This window comes from Cupriavidus sp. AU9028 (assembly GCF_019795295.1).
Lineage (GTDB): Bacteria > Pseudomonadota > Gammaproteobacteria > Burkholderiales > Burkholderiaceae > Cupriavidus.
The window spans coordinates 42,655-62,762 of record NZ_JAIMCG010000006.1 but is presented as its reverse complement, the minus strand read 5'-3'; the positions used below and the strand labels follow the sequence as shown (position 1 = coordinate 62,762).

Sequence of the window (20,108 nt, the reverse complement as noted above, 5' to 3'; positions counted from 1 at the left end):
GGCTACTGCTCTTTCCAGACCGAGGCCACGCGCACCAGCGAGTCGGGCACGGGGTCGATACCACGCACCTTGTGGGTGGCAATGATGGGCGCCGCGATATAGCTGAGGAAGACGTAAGGCACGTCGCGCGCCAGCAGCCTGGACACGTCGTTGTAGATGACGGCGCGTTTGGCCGGATCGAGTTCCTGGCGCCCGGCATCGAGCAGCCGGTCCATTTCCGCGCTGGCGTATTGCCCGTAGTTGGACGACACCTTGCGCGAGGCCGTCGACGAATGGAAAAAGCCGTAGACGTTCAGGTCCGGGTCGGGCCGGCCGGACCACCGGAACAGCGCGGCATCGAACTCGTGCGACAGCATGTTCTGCACCAGACGCGCCTGGTCGACCAGCTTGAGTTCGACCTTGATGCCCGCCTTCTGCCACATCTGCTGCAAGGCCTGGATCGTCATCAGTGCAACGGGCTGGTTGTCCGCGAGAATGCTGACGCTGACCGGCTTGCCATACTCGGCGAGCAGCGCCTTGGCCTTGGCGAGGTTGTACTCCGGGTAGTCCTTGACCTGCGACAGCCCAGGCAAGCCATAGCCGAATGGTGTGGTCGCGACCTTGGGCAAGCCGTGGTAAATCGCCTTCACCAGCAGTTCGCGCTGCGTCGCATGGGCGATGGCCATGCGCACGCGCACATCCTTCAACGCCTCGTTCTGCAGGTTGAACGCGACGAACATCGAGCCGAAGCCGGTCGGATCGATATAGGCGAAGCGCTTGTCCTTGCGTACCGCCGCGGCGAACTTCGGCGGCGGCTGCGTCAGCACGTCCAGTGCGCCTGACTGCATCGTGGCTTCCCGCGTCTCACTGTTCTGCAGCCCGCGCAGCACCACGCGGTCCAGATACGGCTGCCCCCCCTTCCAGTAATGCGGATTCTTCTCGGCGATAAAGCGCGAGCCCTTGGTCCATTCGACCAGCTTGAAGGGGCCGGTGCCGACCGGCGCATTGCCGTAGCCCTTGGGGTCGGCGCGCACAGCAGTGGGCGAGGCCATCATCGCCGGCGCGTCGGTCAGGATCGCCGGAAAGGAAGCGTAGGCCGTCTTGAGCTGGATCTCGACCTTGTAGGGGCCGGTCGCCTTGACCGATTCGATTGCGGCCACGTTGCCCAGGCAGCGGCAGGTGTTGGCGGGATCGCGCACGCGGTCGAGATTGAAGACCACGGCTTCGGCGTTGAAGGGCGTGCCGTCGTGGAACTTGACGCCTTCGCGCAGCGACAGGGTGTATTTCCTGCCATCGGGCGATACCTGATAGCCGGTGGCCAGGCTCGGGACGATGCGTCCCTGGACATCGACATCGAACAGCGTGTCGTACACGACGATGGCGAACTGCCGCTCGACATAGGAGCCGATGCGCAGCGGGTCCAGCGACGACGGGTCGGCTTCGGTGCCGATCGTGAGTGTGCCGCCCGGCTTCGGTGTCGCGGCGGGCCGCGGTTGCGCGGCCACGCCACTGCCGAACAACAGCGCGGTGGCCATGGTCAGGCCGGCGGCTACGCCGGCAAGCCCCCGCGGCGCGGGGCTGCTTCGCTTGGCAATCTGCATGTCGTCTCCTTGGCCTTGCCTGGCCTGTGCGGCGGGCGCGCTACGGTGGCAGCGCCTCTTGTCACGGTGGCGCCGGGCCATCGTGTGGCACGGCGTGCGGTCGGATCAGCGGCCCTTCCAGTCGGGCCGCCGCTTCTCGGCGAAGGCCCGCAGGCCTTCGTGCCGGTCTTCGGACTGGATCGCCTTGGCGGCAATGGGCATCTGTGCTTGCCATGCCTCGTGCTCGGTCCAGTCGGCCGCGCCCGCGACGATGGCCTTGCTGGCCGCCATCGCCAGTGGCGAGCTGACCAGCAGCGCCTCGCCCCAGGCAATGGCTTCGTCCAGCGCGGTGCCCGGCGCCACCAGCCGGTTGATCACGCCATGGCGATGGAAGAATTCGGCGTCGCGCAGTTCGCCTGTCAGGGCCAGTTCCATGGCGAGGTGATGCGGCATGCGTCGCGGCAGGCGGAACAGGCCGCCGCCGATGGCGACAACGCCATGCCGCACTTCGGGCAGGCCCAGGCGCGCGTCGCTGGCGGCCACCACCAGATCGCAACTGAGGCACAGCTCCAGGCCGCCGCCGACCGCAAAGCCCTCGACCGCGGCAATCAGCGGCTTGGTCGACGGCCGCGCGAACATGCCGAAGCCACCGCGTTCGGGCACCGAGGCGCGCTCGCCGCGGGCTACGGCCTTGAGGTCGGCGCCGGCGCAGAAGGTGCCGCCCGCGCCGGTGATGATGCCGACGAAAAGGCTTGGGTCCGCATCGAGCTGGTCCATCGCCGCCGCCATGCCCTCGGCGGTCTCGCGGTCGAAGGCATTGCGGGCCGCGGGACGGTTGATGGTGATCACCAGCAGATTTCCCTGGCGGCGGGTAAGAATGCTGCCTTGTTCGCTCATGGCTCCCTCACACCGCAAAGGCGTAGCCGCCATTGACCGGGTAGGTTTGCCCGGTGATCCACTCGCTCGCGTCCGATGCGATGAACAGCACCATATTCGCCACATCGGTCGGCTTCCCCGGCCGGCGGATCACGTACTTCGACATCATCTTCTTCAGCATTTCGGGGTTGTCCTTCAGGCGTTTCTCGATTGCCGGCGTGAAGGTCGCGGAGATCGCCACGCAGTTGGCCGTCACCTGATAGCGTCCCAGCGATCGGGCAACCGCGCGCATGAAGCCCGCAGCGCCCGCCTTCGCCGCGGAGTAGACCTCCAGGCCGGCTTCCCCCACACGCCCCGCATCGGAGATGATGGTGATGATGCGACCGCGCTGCCTCTCGATCATGTCGGGCGTGGCGGCGCTGGTGCAATTGATCACGCCGTACAGATTGACGTCGATGGCGCCAGCCCATACCTCGGGGCCATGCTCCCAGAACGGCTTGCGCGCATCGGGCGACGGCGTGGCGCCGAGATTGCCGGCGTTATTGACCAGGATATCGATGGGACCGGCCAGTTCGCGGGCTTGCGCGAACATCGCCTTGACGCTCTCCAGGCTCGTCACGTCGGCCTGTACCGCGAAGGCCTTGCCGCCCCGTGCGGTGATCGCGTCCGCCACCGACTGCGCGCGCTCCGCAAAATAGTCGTTGACAATCACGGTGGCGTCATGCGCGGCGAAATGCTCGGCCACCTGCTGTCCCACGCCCTGGCCCGCGCCGGTCACCAGCGCCACGCGGCCTGTCAAAGTGAGGATGTCGTTCATACCTTGCGTTCCTTTCCGATCCAGTAGGGGTCTCTCAATTCGCGCTTCAGCACCTTGCCCATGCCGTTGCGCGGCAGATCCGCGACGAATTCGAATCGTCGTGGCCGCTTGTACGAGGCCAGGTGCTGAGCGCAATGCGCCATCAGTTCGGCGGCGTGGGCCGAGCGGCCCGGCTTGAGTTGGCAGAAGGCCATGACCTGCTCGCCGAACTCGTCGTGGGGAATGCCGATGACGGCCACGTCTTCGATTGCCCCGTGGCGCATCAGCGCAGCCTCGATCTCGGCCGGATAGATGTTCACGCCGCCGGAGATGATCATGTCCTTGACGCGATCGGTGATGAACAGATAGTCCTCGTCGTCAAGGTAGCCCACGTCGCCCACGCGAAAGAAGCCGCGCGCGTCCATGGTCTCGGCGTCCATCGGACCAGCGTTCAGATAGCGCGCGATGGTCACCGGGGTCCTCACCCACAGTTCGCCGATCTGGCCGCGCGGCAGCAAGCCGCCCTGCGCGTCGCGCACCTCCACCTGCGCGTGGCGGAACAACTTGCCGCTCGAGCCCGGCTTGCGTTCCTGCATTTCCGGCGTCAGCGCGCACACCATGCCGACTTCCGTCGCGCCATAGTTCTCCTGCAGCGCATGGCGGCCGAAGGTGTCGAGCATCCATAGCTTCAGCGCATAGGGGACCGGCGCCGCGCCCACCGATACCCGGCGGATCGACGACAAGTCGTAGCCCTTCAGGGTCTCTGGCGGCAGCCCGGCCAGGCGCTTGAACATGGTGGGGACGCCTGCCCACATCTCCACGCGATGGTCCTGGATCGCCCGCAGCGCGGCTTCGGGTTCGAAGCGGCGCATCAGCACGACACGGCGACCCTTGCGGATCGCACCCCAGACCTGACTGGGCCCTGATGCATGGTGCATCGGCATGGTCACGAGCTGGACGCCCACTTCTCCCACGCCGGCCGCCGCCTCGATGCTTTCGCGGTATTCGCGCAGCACGGCGGGATCGGTTCCGTCCCCCTGCCCCATCGCCACGCCCTTGGGTACGCCGGTAGTGCCCGAGGTATAGATCAGCAGCCGCGGCTCGGCTTGCGACTGGCGTGGCACGGCGGGTGCCGCAATGAGGTCGGCGTAGCTGACGAAAGCCGGATGCGGCGCGTCGATCGACACGGCGAGGCTAAGTCCGGCGCGCTGCACGGCCATCGCCGCCTCGGTCAGTTCGGCGCCGTCGCAGATCAGCGCGGTGGCGCCACTGTCGTCCAGCAAGTGCTGTGCCTCCGAGGCCGTCAGGCGCCAGTTGACGCCGAGCAGCGCGCAATCCAGCTTTGCCAGCGCGCCGGCGGTCACGACCCACTCGAGCCGCACCAGGGTGCGGACCGCGACGATATCGCCCTCGCCGATGCCGCGCCGGTGCAATCCCTCGGCAAGACGGTTGGCATGCTCGTCCAGTTGCGACCACGTCAGCGCGCGTTCGCCTTCGATAAAGGCCACCTCATGGGGCTTGTGTTGCGCCCAGTATTCGATGCCGCCAATGCGTGCTTGCGTCATGGGGAAGTGCCCGCGGCCCGAGGCCGCATAACGTCGATGGAATGCAATCTACTTACTTGCTGGTTGACAAGCTAGTTGGTGGATTCCCGTATTCGCGTCGCCCACGTGCGCGCCTACGATGGGAGCACCGTGACAAGGAACCCCACATGACGACACCTCTGTTGAAGCCGTCCCTGTACGAAGCTGGCGGCCCCGGCGCGACCGGCAGCGCCAGCCTCAAGGGCGGGCGCTGCCTGGCCTGCGGCTACGTCTTCTTCCCGCTGCAGCGCTATGGCTGCGAGCAATGCGGAGCGCATGGCGACGCCCTGGCCCCCGCCACCCTGGCGGGGACGGGAACGCTGCTGGCGCGCGCGACAGTCCATATGCACGCGCGGCCGGAGCGGACCGCGCCCTTCGTGATCGGCACGGTTCGGCTCGACGATGGCCCGGTCGTGCGCACGTTGCTGGATGCCTCGCCCACGGCGCCGCCCTCCTGTGGAACGCGCATGCGGGCAATGCTGGTGGAAGTGCCGGGGACGGAGCCGGCGGTCCTGGTGCGCGACCTGCGTTTCGCCGCCATCGACGCCGGGCCGGCCGGCGCATCGGCACGAGGAGGACTGGCATGAGCATCGCACTGGGGGCGCTGAGGCCCGTCTATGTGGTCGGTGTCGGGCTGCACCGCTATCAGCCGCTGAGCGAGACCAGCTATGTGGCGCTGGGGCTCACGGCCGCACGGGCGGCGCTGGCCGACGCGGGGCTGCCGTGGGAGGCGGTCGAGTCCGCCTATGTCGCGCGGGCGCTGTTGCCGATGGCCATCGGCAGGCCGATGCTGCGCCACCTCGGCGCTACCGGCGTGCCCATCACCCATGTCGAGAATGCCTCCGCCTCGGGATCGGCCGCCTTCCGGCAGGCCTGCATCGAGGTCGCATCGGGGATCAGCGACGTCGCGCTCGCCCTGGGCGTGGACAAGCCCGCCGTCACCACACGAGCCGAAACGCTGACAGGGATTCCGAGCCTTGCCGACGACGCCATCGTGCCCTTCACGCACTTCGCCCTGCTGGCCGATGCCTATGTGGCCCGCACCGGCTGTTCGTTCCAGGACATCGCGCGGGTCGCGGTCAAGAACCTGCACAATGCCAGCCTGAATCCGCACGCGCAGCGCCAGGAGGCGAAAACGTTGGAGGCGGTGATGGGCGGCAAGAAGGTGTCCGGCCAATTCACCGCCCTGCAATGCACGCCGATCGGCGAAGGCGCGGCCGCGGTGATCGTGGCGTCCGCCGAGGGGCTGCGCCGGCTCGGTCTGGACCAGGACCGCGCGGTGCGGGTGATGTCATCGGCGGCGCGAAGCCAGCGCGTCTATGACGACCCTGCCCGCTATGACACCCGCCTGACGCAGGAGACGGTCCAGTGCGCGTTGCGCGATGCCGGCATCGCCGCAGCCGATCTCGACGTGATCGAACTGCACGACGCCTTCACGGTGGAAGAGCTCGAGTATCTTGAGGCAATCGGCGTATGCGCCGAGGGCGAGGCGGCGGGCTTGCTGCGCGATGGCGCCTTCGATATCGGCGGCCGTTGCGCGGTCAGTCCCTCCGGGGGGCTGATCGGCATGGGCCATCCAATCGGGCCGACCGGCATCGGGCAGATCGCCGAGATCGCACAGCAACTGCGCGGCGAGGCCGGCGTGCGCCAACAGCCGGGTGCGCGCACGGGGCTCGCGCATATGGTCGGGCTCGGCGCGGTCTGCTTTGGTCACGTGCTGCAGCGCGTGGAGTGAGCGCGGCGCGTAAACGTCCGCTGTCGGGACGGCGGTGCTGCCATTACAATGCTCAGCCGCAGGGGCGGCATCTCGCACCCCTGCCGCTTGCGTGCAGGGCCGACCCTGGCACCCCTGGGCAACGCACACGCGCTTCGATACCACGCACCGACCGATCCAGCCACGCCGATGTCCAACCGTACCAACGAGAACGCCGCCTCCACCCGCCGCACCCAGGAGGAAAGGCGCAAGGAAGCGGAGAGCCGCCTGCTCGATGCCGGGCTGGCACTGGTAGCGCAAAAGGGCGTCAGTGGCATGACCTTGAACGACGTCGGCACGCTGGCGGGGTACAGTCGCGGCATTGTCGCCCATCACTTCGGCAGCAAGGAACTGTTCGTCAGGGCTTTGGCCAATCATGTCCGCCAACGCTTCCTCGATGCGGAACAGGGCCAGTCAAAGCGCCCCTCCGGCGTGGAGCGGCTGATTGCGAGTGTCGAGCTCTATCTGAGCAAGCCGGGCGAGCATTCGCGCGCGATCAATGCCATGCTGACCGAGGCCGTGCTGTTCGGCGGCAGCCTGCAGGCGGACATGACCGAATTCACCCGCATGACGCTGGAGTTCTACGCAGCGCAAATCCGTATCGGCATCGCGGCCGGCGACGTGCGTGCCGATGTCGATCCCGAGCGGGTGGCTATCCTGATCCTGGGCATGCTGCGCGGGGTGGCGATGCAATACTTGCTCAATCCCAAACAGGTCCCGTTGAAGGCGGTGCGGGAAGATGTCGTGGCGGCCATCCGGCTGATGCTGCGAAAGTAGGCGCGAATCCGTCGTGTTCGGAGGCTCACTACGCCGAAAGCGCTTGTCCGTTCGTATGTCCGGAGCGATAGCCTTTAACCTCGTTCCCTAGTGCCCCCGTCTGACCGGCGGCTTTACACGTTACGCTTGGTATTGCGTTAACCGAGGCCGCTCAGCTTGAAGCGCGCACTGATACGCAGTAGCCCAACGCTGGACGCCTCCAACGTGTTCCGTCCACCCCACTCCTGTGGAATTACGCCCAAGGTAATCGACGCCAGAACAGGATTTGCGAATCATGAGCGTGATGGCACCGAACGGTTCGGATGCTCAGCCTAGAGGAAAAACCATGACTCTTCATGCCAAGCTGCGCTCGCTTCCTGTCCTCCTCAACATTGATGCGATCAGTTGCGCCGGCATGGGCGTTGGCTTGATCGTCGCGGCACGCGAACTCGGACACTGGACGAACCTGCCCTCCCCGCTTCTCACATGGGCCGGCATTCTGCTGCTACCGATCGCGTTGTTCATGGCCTTCTCCGCGCGATTGACCCCAGTGCCGGGCTGGGCCGCGGGCGTCGTGATTATCGGTAATATCGGATGGACGCTGTGCAGCCTTGTATTGCCGATGGCAGGGATAGTGTCGCCGAATCTGATTGGCTGGATCTTTCTGATCGGGCAAGCCGGCTTTGTGGCACTGATGGCGTTCGCAGAGTTCCGGGCCAGCAGGACCGCCGCTGCGTTTGCCTAGGACGTGCCGACCAACGCCAGCGACCATGTTGGCTGCATCGCGATCCCGATCGCTTGCGGCCCGGCGCGTCAAAGACAGCAGATGCCGTCCAGATACGCCTTGCGCCAGCGCGTAATGCGAACCTCGCCAAACAATCCAGCCTGATGGAACGGATCGGCCTCGATCAGCGCCTGCGCGGCCTCACGGGTTTCCACATCGACGATATACACGCCGCCACCGGCGTCGCTGCCGTCATCGTTCAGCTTCGCACCGCAGGCAAGCAAAAGCCGCTTGTTCTGTTCGAGAAAGGCGAGGTGCGCCGGCCGATTGGACTGACGCACATGCTGGTGCGCCGGCTTGTCAAAGGTCTCGATGATGAAGGGCATTGGATTTTTCTCGGTTGGCGCGGTGCTCGCGGCGGATGGCTTCGATGCCCGCCACCGCAAGTCCGTGAAGTACGGATTGGTGCGGATTCCGCAATTGTCGTTCATATCCAGCGCCGCTTGAATCGTGCGCAACAATAGACGGCTCATACAGAGAACGCAGACGACTCGATTGCTCGGTCCGATGTCAAGCAGCACGGGCGTATCATAGCGGCCTGGACTTCGCGCAGCGCCCACACTGCCCTATGTCAAATTCGACTCTCCCGCTGCTGGCGCACCCCGACGACACCCACGTCGTCCGCTTCTATGAAGACGACGCCTTGCTGATCGGCGACGTACGCGACTTCGCCGACGAAGCGCTGCGCCGCGGCGGCAGCGCCATCCTGATTGCGACCGAGGAGCACCTGGCCAGGCTGGTGCCGATGTTGCACGGGCTCGGGCCCGGCCGAGGCAACCAGCCGTGGTTCAGCGGCAAGCTGATCGCACTGCCGGCCCAGGCCGCCCTGGACCGCTTCATGGTTGACGGCTGGCCCGACGAGCGGCGCTTCATGGAGACGGTCGGTGAGCTGGTGGCAAAGCAGGCACGGCAGTCGACGCCGGTCCACGCCTTCGGCGAAATGGTAGCGCTATTGTGCGAGCAGGGGCTGCATGAGGCGGCGCTTCGGCTTGAAGCAATGTGGAACGGCCTGCTGCGCGATCATGCCTTCAAGCTGCTGTGCGCCTATCCCCAGCGCGTCTTCGGCAGTCCGGAGCATGCCCGCCACTTTCGCTGCGTCTGCGATGTACATACGGACTACTACGCGACCGCTGCGGGCTACACCACGCAGATCGACGACGTCGACCTGCAGGCCGCCGTGTGGCAGCAGAAGGCGCTGGCGCTCGAGAACGAGGTCGGGCGGCTGCGGCAAGCCGAAGCTACGCTGCGCCGGCGCGAGAAGGAACTCGGCGACTTCCTGGACAACGCCGCCGAGGGCCTGCACCGTGTGGCTGGCGACGGCACCATCCTGTGGGCAAATGCGGCGGAGCTCAAGATGCTGGGCTACACCTACGACGAGTATGTGGGCCGCCCCATCAGCGACTTTCATGTTGACCGTGCAGTCATCACCCACATTCTCGACAGCCTGAAGGCCGGCAAGACGCTATACGACCAGCCCGCTCGGCTGCGCTGCAAGGACGGCAGCATCAAGCATGTGCTGATCCATTCGAATGGATGCTTCGAGAATGGCGAGCTGCGGTATACGCGCTGCTTCACGCGCGATGCCACCGACCGCGTCGCGCGCGAGCTGGCCGAACAGCAGCGCGAACGGCTGCTGCGCGAACTGGAGCACGCGAATCGGGCGAAGGACGAATTTCTGGCGATGCTCGGGCACGAGCTGCGCAATCCGCTGTCGCCCATCGTTACGGCGCTGCATTTGATGCGGATGCGCGGAAATGCCGGCACCGAGCGCGAACAGGCGATCATCGAACGGCAGGTCGATCATCTGGTGCGGCTGATCGACGATCTGCTCGACGTTTCGCGCATTACGCGGGGCAACATCGTTCTGAAGATCGACACCGTGCGCCTCGCCGACGTGCTGAGCAAGGCCGTGGAAATGGCCAGCCACCTATTGGAGCAGCGCAGCCATCGGCTGACCGTCGCGGTCGACCAAGAGCTGGTCTGCCAAGGGGATCCGGTGCGGCTGGCGCAGGCCGTCGCCAACCTGTTGATCAATGCCGCGCGCTACACGGACGCGGGCGGCGACATCCGCCTGTCTGCATGGATCGATGAGGGCCGCGGCGCGGACGGCGGGAAGGACAGCCGGCCATACACCGGGCCGGGCAATGAGCGCGGAGGCACGATCGTGATCGAGGTGCGCGACAACGGCGTCGGCATCACCGCCGACATGCTGCCCCGTTTGTTCGACCTGTTCTATCAGGGGCCGCGCAAGATCGACCGCCAGGAAGGCGGGCTCGGCATCGGCCTGGCGCTGGTCAAGAATCTGGTGGAACTCCATGGCGGCTCGGTGACCGCGGCAAGCGACGGCCCCGACCGTGGCAGCGTCTTCACGATCCGGCTGCCAGCCGGGGCGGGTGCGGAACAGGCGTCGGCCTCCGGCAAGGCGCACCCGACAGTCGTTCCCGACGAGGTGCGCCGCGTGCTGCTGGTTGACGACAACGTGGATGCGGCGCAAGCGCTCGCCGAGTTGCTCAAGGCGTATGGCCATTCCGTGGAGGTGGCGCACGATCCCGTCTCGGCGCTGGAACTGGTCCAGCAATTTGCACCCGATGTCGCCGTCCTCGACATCGGACTGCCGGTGATGGACGGCTATGAACTCGTGCGCCGTCTGCGCCAAACGCTTGGCGAGCATTCGTGCCGGTTCGTCGCGCTGACCGGCTACGGGCAGCAGGCCGACCGAGAGCGCAGCAAGGCCGCCGGTTTTGCCGAGCATCTGGTCAAGCCGATCAATCCGGATGCGCTGCTGCGGCTGGTGCAGCAGTCCGGCCGCTGAAGCAGGTGAGGCCTGAACACCAGCCCTGCCGCCCTGCCGCCGCTCAACCGCTCAGCCACTCGACCGTCGTGGCGATCCAGGGCTTGTGCACTGCTTGAGCAGACCGTAGGGCACGAGGTTCTCGTTGCTCTCGGTGTAGCCGAACTTGCTGTCGCCGCCTCAACTTGCCGGCTTATCGGTAAATGACAGCTCAAGCCTCAACATGTCCAGGAGCAGAACGCCGTCTTCGACGATCGGCGCATCGTAGTTCCTGAGAAAGAAATCCCGCTCGATACCGCAGACCCGAAAGCCATGCTTCTGATAGAAGCGCAACTGGTATCCGAAGCTTCCTGTCCCTACCTCCAGCCGGCTGGCGCCCTGCTCCTCGCATCGCGCGATCGCTTGTTTCAGAAGCCGTGCGCCGACCCCGGAGCGTTGATGCTCCGGCGCCGTCGCGATGGCCATCAACTCATAGGCGCTCTGCTCTTTCCGCTGGATCACGCAAGCACCGACCACTGTGTTGCCCCGGCGCGCGACAAGGCAGTCCGAGTCAGCCAGGTAAGAGCGGATGCGCGATTCGGATGGGTCGGCCAATAGCAGGAGGTGCATCGGCACCTCGCCAGAATGCGCTTCGTCTATAAGCAACGTCATGGTGAGAATTACGGGGTGATTGGCTACGATTGAAATCCCGGAGCTATCCTACCGTAGCACGGTACAAGCGCAATCCGCCCCCTACTGATTGCAAGCCATCGCGCCGACGAGCGAAATACCGAGCATTGAGTTGACCAGCGGACAAGCACTCCACTTCGCAGAACCCGCGCCCAAGCAAGGCCGTCTGCAGCTGCTGCGGATCGAAGTCGCTCAACCACGGCTCGCCGGAAGCGGCGAACCACTTGGCGGCGACGTCGTCCATCCATTGTTCGACAGGCGGTAGCGAATCCCGGGGCACTCTTGCATCGAAGACGATCTCGCTGCCCGCCGGGTACCCGGCCGCCACATCCAGCAACGCCATCGCAGGGTCCGGATCCAGGTAGGGCAGGACGCCCAGGCAGCTGATAAACGTGGGAGCACCCGGACGGACGCCATGGCGGGCGAGAAGTTCGCGCAGATCCACTGCCGCGAGGTCCGCTGCTGCGAAGGCAACATTGAACGGCACAGCGATCCCGGCATCCGACAGGCGGTCCAGCTTCCAACGCTGGACGTCCGCTCGGTCCACTTCGACGCATCGAACGTCGGCCGGGACGCGCAGCGACAGGGTATCCAGGCCCGCGCCCAGCACCACTACCTGCCGCACGCCGGCGCCCATCGCTGTCTGAAGCCGGTCCTCGCAGAAGCGGCTGCGGGCGACCACGGCCGCCCGCATCGTGCGCAGCATGGGATCGTTACAGGGATAGGGATCGGCTATGGTCTGGCGGGCCAGCGCATCGCCAAGGACGCAGAAGGCGAACGGGTCGTCGAGCACGGTTGGCTCGTCGAGCAACTGGTGGGCAGCGCGAAGCCGCGCCATGGTCAGTGCGGACCGGCTTGCGGGCATGTCGCTGAATGCGGGATTGTCAGGCACGTCGGCTTCCTACTTTGTGAAAAGCCGCGATGATCGAGCCTGCCGCAACGTCAGGGTCAACCCGCAGCGCCCGCTGAGCCGCAGGTCAGCTGCGTCGGTTGCACGCGCCGGCCATGGCGGCTGCGCCGGTTCGAGCAAGGAGCGCGCACTGCCCTGCCCCGCCCGGCGGATCACCCCTTCCGTCTGGCTGGAGCACACCCAAGCAACCAGATAAGGAAAACCCAAAGCCCCACTTCGCAAAATCAAGATTCTCCCTCCGCAAACCGAAGGGCTAGTATGGCTCGCACCCGACCACGCACGGTGCTCCGGGCGCGAGACAACGACAAGCAATCCGCTCCGGCTGCCATGCCCGAGCGCTCGCGCCGCGGTGCAAGGCATCCCGTAAGGAGGAGACATGCCCGCTCTTGCCCGCCGCCTTGCCGCGGTGACAACGCTTGCCATCGCGGGGGCCACCCTCGTGATCCCCGCCGCCCGCGCGGATTCCACATCCTTCAGTCGCCCCATCACCATCGTCGTGCCAGCTGCCGCAGGCGGCACGACCGACATCGCAGCCCGCGTCGTCGCGGAAAAGATGACGCGGGACCTTGGCGTCTCCATTATCGTGGAGAACAAGGGCGGCGGCGGCGGGAGCATCGGTACCGCGCAGGTTGCCCGGGCAAAACCGGACGGCCATACGCTGTTGATGGGCAACATCGGCCCGGTCGCGATCAATTTCAGTCTCTACAAGCAGTTGCCGTACAGGGAGAGCGACCTGCGCGGCATCACCAACGTGATCTCGGTTCCCAATGTGCTGGTGGTCCATGCCGACTCGCCGGTGCGCAACGTGGACGAACTGGTGCAACTGGCCAAGACCCGCCGGCTGAACGCATCCACCTCGGGCGTTGGACAATCCCCGCATATGTCGACCGAGATGTTCCGCCAGACCACCGGCATCGATGTGACGCTGGTACCGTTCCCCGGTGCCGCGCCCGCCGTGACGGCATTGCTCGGCCGGCAGGTCGATTTCATGATCGACAACCTGCCCAGTTCGATGCCTCACATCAAGTCCGGCAAGTTCCGCGCGCTTGCCATCACGAGCAGCGCGCGCTCCGCGCAATTGCCGAACGTGCCTACCATGACCGAGGCGGGCGTGCCGATGGAGGTGACCGCCTGGTTCGGCTTGCTGGCGCCAGCGGGCACGCCGGATGCCCTGGTCACGAAGCTGCAGCAGTCGGCACGCAAGGCCATGCAGACGCAGGAAGTACAGCAGCGCTTCGCGGAGCTGGGCGGGGTCCCCGGCGGAGAGACACCCGCGGAGTATGACGCCTTCATCGCCAGGGAGCGCAAGGCATGGGCGCAGATCGTCAAGGCCGCGGGCCTGTCGCTCGAATGACCATGAGGCAGGACATCGACAACCTGCTGGCCCAGCCCTTCGGCTCGATACCGGCCCTGATCGAACGACAGGCGGCCCGCCGCCCCGATCATCCTGCGTTGATCCTGGACGACGAGCGCCTGGACTTCGCCGGGCTGCGAGCGGGTATGGAGCGCGTGGCCGCGACCCTGCAGCGCAACGGCGTTGGCCCAGGCCATGTCATCGCGATCTGTGCCGGCACTTCCTTTCAATACCTGCTCGCGTTCCTTGGCGCCCTGCGGGCCGGCGTCGCGGTCGCCCCGCTCGCCCCCTCTGCAACCGCAGACCACCTCAGTGCCATGCTGGACAATTGCGGGGCGACGCTCGTAATGCGCGACCAGGAAGTGGCGCGCCAATGGCCGGTACAGGCACGGCCGGGATTGCAGTGCGTGGCGCTGGATGACCGGCCGGAAGCCGGCCAGCCCTGGTCCCGGTGGCTGGCGACCGGCGAGTTCGCACCCGAGCCGATCGCACCGGAGCGCGATTGGCCGTTCAACGTGATCTACTCCTCCGGCACGACCGGCGTGCCGAAGGGGATCGTGCAATCGTGGGCCATGCGTTGGGCGCACGTGCACCGGGCGGTCGCCAACGGCTACGGTCCGGACGCTGTGTCGTTGTGCGCGACGCCGCTCTACTCCAACACCACGCTGGTGGCGGCGCTCCCCACGCTGGCGCTGGGCGGCACGCTGGTCCTGATGCGCAAGTTCAGCGCGACGCGGTTCCTGGCGCTCGCCCAGGCGCACCGTGCAACCCACACCATGCTGGTGCCCGTGCAGTATCAACGCCTGCTGCAGTGCCCCGAATTCGACCAGACCGACCTGAGCGCGTTGCAGCACAAGTTCTGCACCAGCGCTCCCTTCAGTGCGGCGCTGAAGGCCGAGGTCCTGCGGCGCTGGCCGGGCACACTGATCGAGTACTACGGCATGACCGAAGGCGGCGTGCGCTGCGAGCTCCACTGCCATGCGCATCCCGACAAGCTGCACACTGTGGGGCGCCCCGCGGCAGGTGCCGAGGTGCGCTTTATCGATGAGCACGGAAACGAACTGCCTCCCGGCGCGCAGGGGGAAATCGTTGGCCGCTCGGCGGGCATGATGAGCGGCTACTACCGCGAGCCGGAAAGAAGCCGCGAAGCCGAATGGCACGACCGCCGCGGGATTCGCTTCATCCGCAGCGGCGATATCGGCCGGCTGGATGACGATGGCTTCATCGTGCTGAGCGACCGGCGCAAGGACATGATCATCACGGGCGGGTTCAACGTCTATCCGAGCGATATCGAGAGCGTCCTCCTTGCCCACCCTGACGTCGGCGATTGCGCGGTGATTGCCGTGCCCTCGCAACAATGGGGCGAGACACCGGTGGCCTATGCCGTGCCACGCCAGGGAGCGCAGCCGGAGGCCGAACTCTTGCGGGACTGGCTCAATGCACGCGTTGGCAAGATCCAGCGTGTCTCGGCGCTCTTCCTGGTGAAAAGCCTGCCGCGCAGCGAGATCGGCAAGGTGCTCAAGCGCGACCTGCGCGAGCAATATCTGCAATCGCAGTCGTTGAATGCCGAGACGCCGCTGCCCGGCAGGGAACAAGGAGACTCTCATGCCTGATCGACAGACCCCTACCCGCCGCCGGGCCGTGCTGCTTGGCCTTGCGCTCGCCTGCGCCGCTTCCGCACTGCCCGCGGCGACCGCAGCACAGTGGCCCGACAAGCCAATCCAGCTGGTCATCCCCTATCCGCCCGGAGGCAGTGCCGACCTGCTCGCCCGGCCTCTGGCGCTGCAATTGCAGCAGCAACTGAAACAGCCGGTCGTACTGGAGTACAAGCCTGGGGCCGGGGGGACCGTGGCATCGCAGTATGTCGCCCGGGCAAAGCCGGACGGCTACACGCTCCTGATGGTGCTTGCCGCGCATGCCATCAATGACAGCCTCTACCCCAACCTGCCCTACGATACGCGCAAGGACTTCGCCCCCGTTTCGCTGGTCGCCAACCTGCCCATGATCGTCGCCGCCAGCAGCAAGCTGCCTGCGCGGAACGTACGCGAGCTGATCGAAGTCGCCAAGGCGGCGCCGGGCAAGCTGACCTTCGGCTCCGCCGGCAACGGCAACACGGGACATCTGGCCGCGGAGTATTTCAGCAGCGTGACGGGCATCAAGATGATGCATGTCCCCTACAAGGGGAGCGCCAACGTGGTCACGGCGATGCTGGCGGGCGAGATCGACCTGACCTTCGACAGCATCTCGACCTCGATGCCGCACATCCGCAGTGGCCGCATGCATGCGATCGCCGTGACGAGCCCCCGCCGCTCGGCGCTGGCCCCGGATGTGCCGACCATCCAGGAACAGGGAATCGCAGGATTCGACGTGACCGGGTGGTATGCCGTGCTCGGCCCCGCCGGCACCCCTGCGCCGATCCGGACCAAGCTCAGCGAAGCGATCGCCGTGGCGCTGAAGCAGCCCGCCATGCAGAAGCAGATGGAAAGCGGTGGCTACGAAGCGGTGGGCTCCACGCCCGAGGCGCTGCAGGCGCATATCGAGCGAGAACTGGTGCGATGGGCCAAGGTGGTGAAGGACACCGGCGCTCGCGTGGATTGACCCGCAACGTGTAGATAGTGCACGAATTCCCGCGGACGTCCGCATTCTGGGGAAGGTAAACGTCATTCGCCGTTCTATTTTCGCTGGCACGAGCCATGCGATGGAGTGCGATGGCACCCGACAGTCAAGCCGGGACACGCCCTGTCCAGATGAGGAAGATCACCGTGGCCAAGACAATCAAATCGATGTTGGTGGCAATCCTGCTGTGCGTCACCACCGTCACCGTGTACGCGGACCAGACGCGAAAGGCGGACGTCGTGCTGGTTGGCGCCGGGATCATGAGCGCCACCCTGGGCGTCGTACTGGAGGAGCTGCAACCGGACTGGTCGATGGTGATGGTGGAGCGGCTCGATGGCGTGGCCGAGGAAAGCTCGAACGGCTGGAACAATGCCGGCACCGGCCACTCGGCACTGGCGGAGCTGAACTACACCCCAGAGCGCCCGGACGGCTCCATCGATATCTCCAAGGCCGTCGAGATCAATGAATGGTTCCAGACCTCCCGGCAGTTCTGGGCGCATCAGGTCCAGCGCGGCGTGCTGAAGAACCCCCACTCCTTCATCAACTCCACGCCGCACATGAGCTTCGTCTGGGGCGAGGACAACGTGCGCTACCTGAAGAAGCGCTACGAGGCGCTGAAAGCCAGCCCGCTCTTCAGCGGGATGCTGTACTCGGAGGATCACGAGCAGATCCGCAAGTGGGTACCGCTGATGATGGAAGGCCGTGACCCGGCGCAGAAGCTGGCCGCAACGTGGTCGCCGCTGGGCACCGACGTCAATTTCGGAGAGCTGACGCGCCAGTACGTCGCCTACCTGCAGGGTCGACCCAACTTCCAGCTGGCGCTGTCGAACGAGGTGCGAGACCTCAAGCGCAACGAGGACGGTACCTGGCGCGTTACCTATGCCAGCACCAGGGGCGGCGGAGAAAAGACACACGTCGACGCGAAGTTTGTCTTTATCGGCGCGGGCGGTGGTGCCATCCACCTGTTGCAGAAATCCGGCATTCCCGAGGGAAAGGACTATGCCGCCTTTCCTGTGGGCGGGTCTTTCCTGGTGACCGAGAACCCTGCCGTGGTGAAGCAGCACCTCGCCAAGGCGTACGGCAAGGCGTCGGTCGGCTCTCCGCCCATGTCGGTGCCGCACCTGGACACCCGTGTACTGGACGGCAAGCAGATCCTGCTGTTCGGACCCTTCGCCACCTTCTCTACCAAGTTCCTCAAGCAGGGCTCGTACATGGACCTGCTGGCCAGCGCCACCTTCCATAACGTGCGGCCGATGGTCGATGTCGGCATCGAGGAGTTCGACCTGGTGCAGTATCTCGCCGGACAATTGATGCAGTCTGACGAGGACCGCTTCAACGCCCTGCGCGAGTATTTCCCCCAGGCAAAGGAAGCGGACTGGCGGCTCTGGCAGGCGGGGCAGCGGGTACAGATCATCAAGCGCGACAAGGACGGCGGCGGCGTACTGAAGCTTGGTACCGAAATCGTCGCCTCGAAGGACGGCACGATCGCGGCGCTGCTTGGGGCATCGCCGGGCGCGTCCACGGCACCGCCGATCATGCTGACCATGCTGGAGACCGTCTTCCGCAAGCAGATGGCCACGCCGGAATGGCAGAAGAAGGTCCGGGCGATGGTGCCCAGCTATGGCACCCATCTGAACGACGACCCGGAGAAGGTCCGTCAAGCCTGGGCCAATACCAGCCAGGTGCTGCAGCTGTGGCCGCCTCCCGAAGTCAGTGTCGGGAAGCCGGCAGGCAAACCGCCGACCACGGCCCCTGGGACCCCTGGGCAGAAGAACCAGCCCGCGCCGCGCAAGGATCCCGACCTTGCTATTTGACGGAGGGCGTCGCGCCGGCCGCGGTAGCCTCGATTGCTGCAGCATGGAGATTCCGCCCCGGATTGATGTCATGATCTCGGCTGACATGACTCAATCCCGACTGCCCCCATGGAACTGGTATTGCAGAAATTCGGCCCTGGCGACTTTGACGACTACTTCCGGCTCGTCAGCGATGCCAGGGTGATGGCCATGATCACGGAACGGGCCATTCCGGTGGATGAAGCCAGGCGCGATTACAGGACTTTGCTGGCGACCAACGATATCCATCCGGAATTCGGCCAATTCAGGATTCTTGACAGCGAGCACAGGCGCTTCGTTGGCCTGGCGAAACTCGAGCTGCCCACGGCAGACGCGGACACCGCAGAACTGGGATACATGATCCTCCCCGAGTATTGGGGTCGGGGAATCGGGAGCCGGATTGCAAGGCAGCTGATTGCGAGGGCCGAGGAGCAGCGCGGACTGCGAAGCCTGTTCGCCATCATCGACCCGGCCAATCTCCCGTCCCGGAAGATCCTGATCAACAACGGCTTCGCATCTCGAGAGTTCCGGGATTTCGATGGATTGCCCGGGGAGGTGCTCGAGCGCGAGACCGGTTCGGGGATGGCCCGGGATTAGTCCTCGAAATTCCTGGCTGGTCGCAGGCACCGAGACGCCTGCGACCGCCAGAACCGCTTCCAGCCGCCCCTCACCTTGGCTTGTCTAGATCGGCATGCTGCAGGGTCCAGCTGCCCAGCCGCTTCAGCGCATCGACCGCCCCTTCCAGCTTGTCCCGGCACCGGAGCCGGTCTGCCGTTTCGCGCAGGGTCAGCATCAACCGCTTGCGCAGATGGCCGACACGGGTCTTGTAGTAGGTGTGTTCGGTGTAGTCGGCATTGATCATGGCGGGATTGATATAGACGCGATGCCCGTGCTGACGCAGCGCGGCATAGAAGGCGATGTGTTCGTTGACCTCCTTGCCGTGCTCGTCGACCCCGACATATCTCCCAAGCACGAACGCATCGCGCCGATAGACCGCGAAGCCGGCGAAGGCCGATTCGACTTCGATCGGTGGCGCATCCGGGGGAATCCGGACCTGCTTGGACGTCACGCACATTTCCAGCGCCTGGTTCGGTCCGGTGACATCGACGATGCGCTGATAGGCCTGCCAGCAGTCCACCGGCGACCAGGCCGGATGACGCAGCGCCCAGATATCGTAGTAGCCCAGGCGCTGATTGGCAGTCATCACGCTCCAGTCGACGTCGGTGCGCCAGCAACTGCGGATCGCATCCGCGTCCAGCTTCTCGTTGACGCCGTCCAGGTCCGCGCCCAGTACATAGTCGATATGGGCATAGCGGGGGTCGTTGGCAATCCGCTCGATATACAGATTGCGGCACGCTGCGATGCGATCGCAGCGGATGGGGTAGCGCTCCCTGAGGGTCCCCATCGACAGGAATGCAAAGCCGGGTATCTGCAGTTCGAGCTGGCGCAGCTTGTCCAGCGAATCGTCGGTGGAATCGCTCTCGACCAGCAGGAAGCTGACCGAAGCGAAGACAGAGGCGAACACCTCCCGCAGTCGACCGATTTCCGCGACGATGGTACGCCCGCAATTGCGTACCGGCCCCACTACGACAACGTGCGCGCGCTCCGGCGGCGTACGAAGGACGGCGTTGGACATCGACATGGTTGGCTCCTCCGGTTCATTGAACGGCCGTGTTCCCGTGAGGCCGGGAACGGCCCCACAGGGGACGGCTCTGGGGACATTACCTATCGGTGGCGCGTCCGCCTGGACGTCGGCGAGCACCCTTCGTTTCGGTCACATCAGTTATCGACGAAAGCGCCTGCTTCGGCCTCCACGAATTGTGAGGCGC

The 20,108-nt window shown here is 65.6% G+C and carries 18 protein-coding genes; 10 read left to right on the top strand and 8 right to left on the bottom strand.

Annotated features, from left to right (window positions below):
* Positions 1 to 2 precede the first annotated feature (2 nt).
* The 4 genes from K6V06_RS08670 to K6V06_RS08655 form a co-directional block, all read right to left on the bottom strand.
* Positions 3 to 1,580, bottom strand: coding sequence for an ABC transporter substrate-binding protein (locus K6V06_RS08670; RefSeq protein WP_222242195.1), 1,578 nt, complete (start codon positions 1,578 to 1,580; stop codon positions 3 to 5).
* A 105-nt stretch (positions 1,581 to 1,685) separates the two neighbouring features.
* On the bottom strand, positions 1,686 to 2,456 hold the full coding sequence (locus tag K6V06_RS08665) for a crotonase/enoyl-CoA hydratase family protein (RefSeq protein WP_222242193.1): 771 nt from the start codon (positions 2,454 to 2,456) through the stop codon (positions 1,686 to 1,688).
* A gap of 7 nt (positions 2,457 to 2,463) precedes the next feature.
* Positions 2,464 to 3,252, bottom strand: a complete 789-nt coding sequence (locus tag K6V06_RS08660; protein WP_222242191.1) for an SDR family NAD(P)-dependent oxidoreductase — start codon at positions 3,250 to 3,252, stop codon at positions 2,464 to 2,466.
* Positions 3,249 to 4,796, bottom strand: coding sequence for a class I adenylate-forming enzyme family protein (locus K6V06_RS08655; RefSeq protein ID WP_222242189.1), 1,548 nt, complete (start codon positions 4,794 to 4,796; stop codon positions 3,249 to 3,251). Before K6V06_RS08655 ends, K6V06_RS08660 begins: the two co-directional genes overlap by 4 nt.
* 146 nt (positions 4,797 to 4,942) lie before the next feature.
* Here K6V06_RS08655 and K6V06_RS08650 point away from each other — a divergent pair, with 146 nt between their 5' ends.
* The 4 genes from K6V06_RS08650 (at position 4,943) to K6V06_RS08635 (ending at position 8,068) form a co-directional block, all read left to right on the top strand.
* Complete coding sequence (locus K6V06_RS08650) at positions 4,943 to 5,401, top strand: Zn-ribbon domain-containing OB-fold protein (RefSeq protein WP_222242187.1); 459 nt, start codon at positions 4,943 to 4,945, stop codon at positions 5,399 to 5,401.
* Positions 5,398 to 6,549 carry a thiolase family protein gene (locus tag K6V06_RS08645; RefSeq protein ID WP_222242184.1) on the top strand — a complete coding sequence of 384 codons (1,152 nt, stop codon included), beginning with the start codon at positions 5,398 to 5,400 and terminating at the stop codon, positions 6,547 to 6,549. Before K6V06_RS08650 ends, K6V06_RS08645 begins: the two co-directional genes overlap by 4 nt.
* A 168-nt stretch (positions 6,550 to 6,717) precedes the next feature.
* The gene (locus K6V06_RS08640; protein WP_222242182.1) at positions 6,718 to 7,344 is read left to right on the top strand and encodes a TetR/AcrR family transcriptional regulator; all 627 of its coding nucleotides are present in this window, start codon (positions 6,718 to 6,720) and stop codon (positions 7,342 to 7,344) included.
* 274 nt (positions 7,345 to 7,618) lie between these two features.
* Positions 7,619 to 8,068 (top strand): hypothetical protein, encoded by a 450-nt coding sequence (locus tag K6V06_RS08635; protein ID WP_222242180.1) that lies wholly within the window; start codon positions 7,619 to 7,621, stop codon positions 8,066 to 8,068.
* A 68-nt stretch (positions 8,069 to 8,136) separates the two neighbouring features.
* On the opposite strand, the gene K6V06_RS08630 is transcribed toward K6V06_RS08635, so the two are convergent.
* Positions 8,137 to 8,433: a YciI family protein gene (locus K6V06_RS08630; RefSeq protein WP_222242534.1), complete on the bottom strand. Its 297-nt coding sequence runs from the start codon at positions 8,431 to 8,433 to the stop codon at positions 8,137 to 8,139.
* A gap of 242 nt (positions 8,434 to 8,675) precedes the next feature.
* Between K6V06_RS08630 and K6V06_RS08625 the strand changes: the two genes are divergently transcribed.
* Positions 8,676 to 10,919, top strand: coding sequence for an ATP-binding protein (locus K6V06_RS08625; protein ID WP_222242178.1), 2,244 nt, complete (start codon positions 8,676 to 8,678; stop codon positions 10,917 to 10,919).
* Between the two features lie 159 nt (positions 10,920 to 11,078).
* Here the strand turns inward: K6V06_RS08625 and K6V06_RS08620 are convergent, their stop codons facing one another.
* Both K6V06_RS08620 and K6V06_RS08615 read right to left on the bottom strand, forming a co-directional pair.
* Positions 11,079 to 11,549 (bottom strand): GNAT family N-acetyltransferase, encoded by a 471-nt coding sequence (locus K6V06_RS08620; RefSeq protein WP_222242176.1) that lies wholly within the window; start codon positions 11,547 to 11,549, stop codon positions 11,079 to 11,081.
* A 43-nt stretch (positions 11,550 to 11,592) separates the two neighbouring features.
* The gene (locus tag K6V06_RS08615) at positions 11,593 to 12,432 is read right to left on the bottom strand and encodes an SAM-dependent methyltransferase (protein WP_222242524.1); all 840 of its coding nucleotides are present in this window, start codon (positions 12,430 to 12,432) and stop codon (positions 11,593 to 11,595) included.
* Between the two features lie 421 nt (positions 12,433 to 12,853).
* On the opposite strand from K6V06_RS08615, the gene K6V06_RS08610 reads away from it, so the two are divergent.
* From K6V06_RS08610 to K6V06_RS08590, 5 genes are all read left to right on the top strand, one after another.
* The gene (locus K6V06_RS08610) at positions 12,854 to 13,831 is read left to right on the top strand and encodes a tripartite tricarboxylate transporter substrate binding protein (protein ID WP_222242173.1); all 978 of its coding nucleotides are present in this window, start codon (positions 12,854 to 12,856) and stop codon (positions 13,829 to 13,831) included.
* Between the two features lie 2 nt (positions 13,832 to 13,833).
* On the top strand, positions 13,834 to 15,444 hold the full coding sequence (locus tag K6V06_RS08605) for a class I adenylate-forming enzyme family protein (RefSeq protein ID WP_222242171.1): 1,611 nt from the start codon (positions 13,834 to 13,836) through the stop codon (positions 15,442 to 15,444).
* A complete protein-coding gene (locus K6V06_RS08600; RefSeq protein ID WP_222242169.1) occupies positions 15,437 to 16,429 on the top strand; it encodes a tripartite tricarboxylate transporter substrate binding protein in 993 nt (330 codons plus the stop codon). Before K6V06_RS08605 ends, K6V06_RS08600 begins: the two co-directional genes overlap by 8 nt.
* 185 nt (positions 16,430 to 16,614) lie before the next feature.
* Positions 16,615 to 18,261: a malate dehydrogenase (quinone) gene (gene mqo, locus K6V06_RS08595; protein ID WP_370637429.1), complete on the top strand. Its 1,647-nt coding sequence runs from the start codon at positions 16,615 to 16,617 to the stop codon at positions 18,259 to 18,261.
* Between the two features lie 108 nt (positions 18,262 to 18,369).
* Positions 18,370 to 18,876 carry a GNAT family N-acetyltransferase gene (locus tag K6V06_RS08590; RefSeq protein WP_222242165.1) on the top strand — a complete coding sequence of 169 codons (507 nt, stop codon included), beginning with the start codon at positions 18,370 to 18,372 and terminating at the stop codon, positions 18,874 to 18,876.
* 70 nt (positions 18,877 to 18,946) lie between these two features.
* Here the strand turns inward: K6V06_RS08590 and K6V06_RS08585 are convergent, their stop codons facing one another.
* Positions 18,947 to 19,921 (bottom strand): hypothetical protein, encoded by a 975-nt coding sequence (locus tag K6V06_RS08585; RefSeq protein ID WP_222242163.1) that lies wholly within the window; start codon positions 19,919 to 19,921, stop codon positions 18,947 to 18,949.
* Positions 19,922 to 20,108 lie beyond the last annotated feature (187 nt).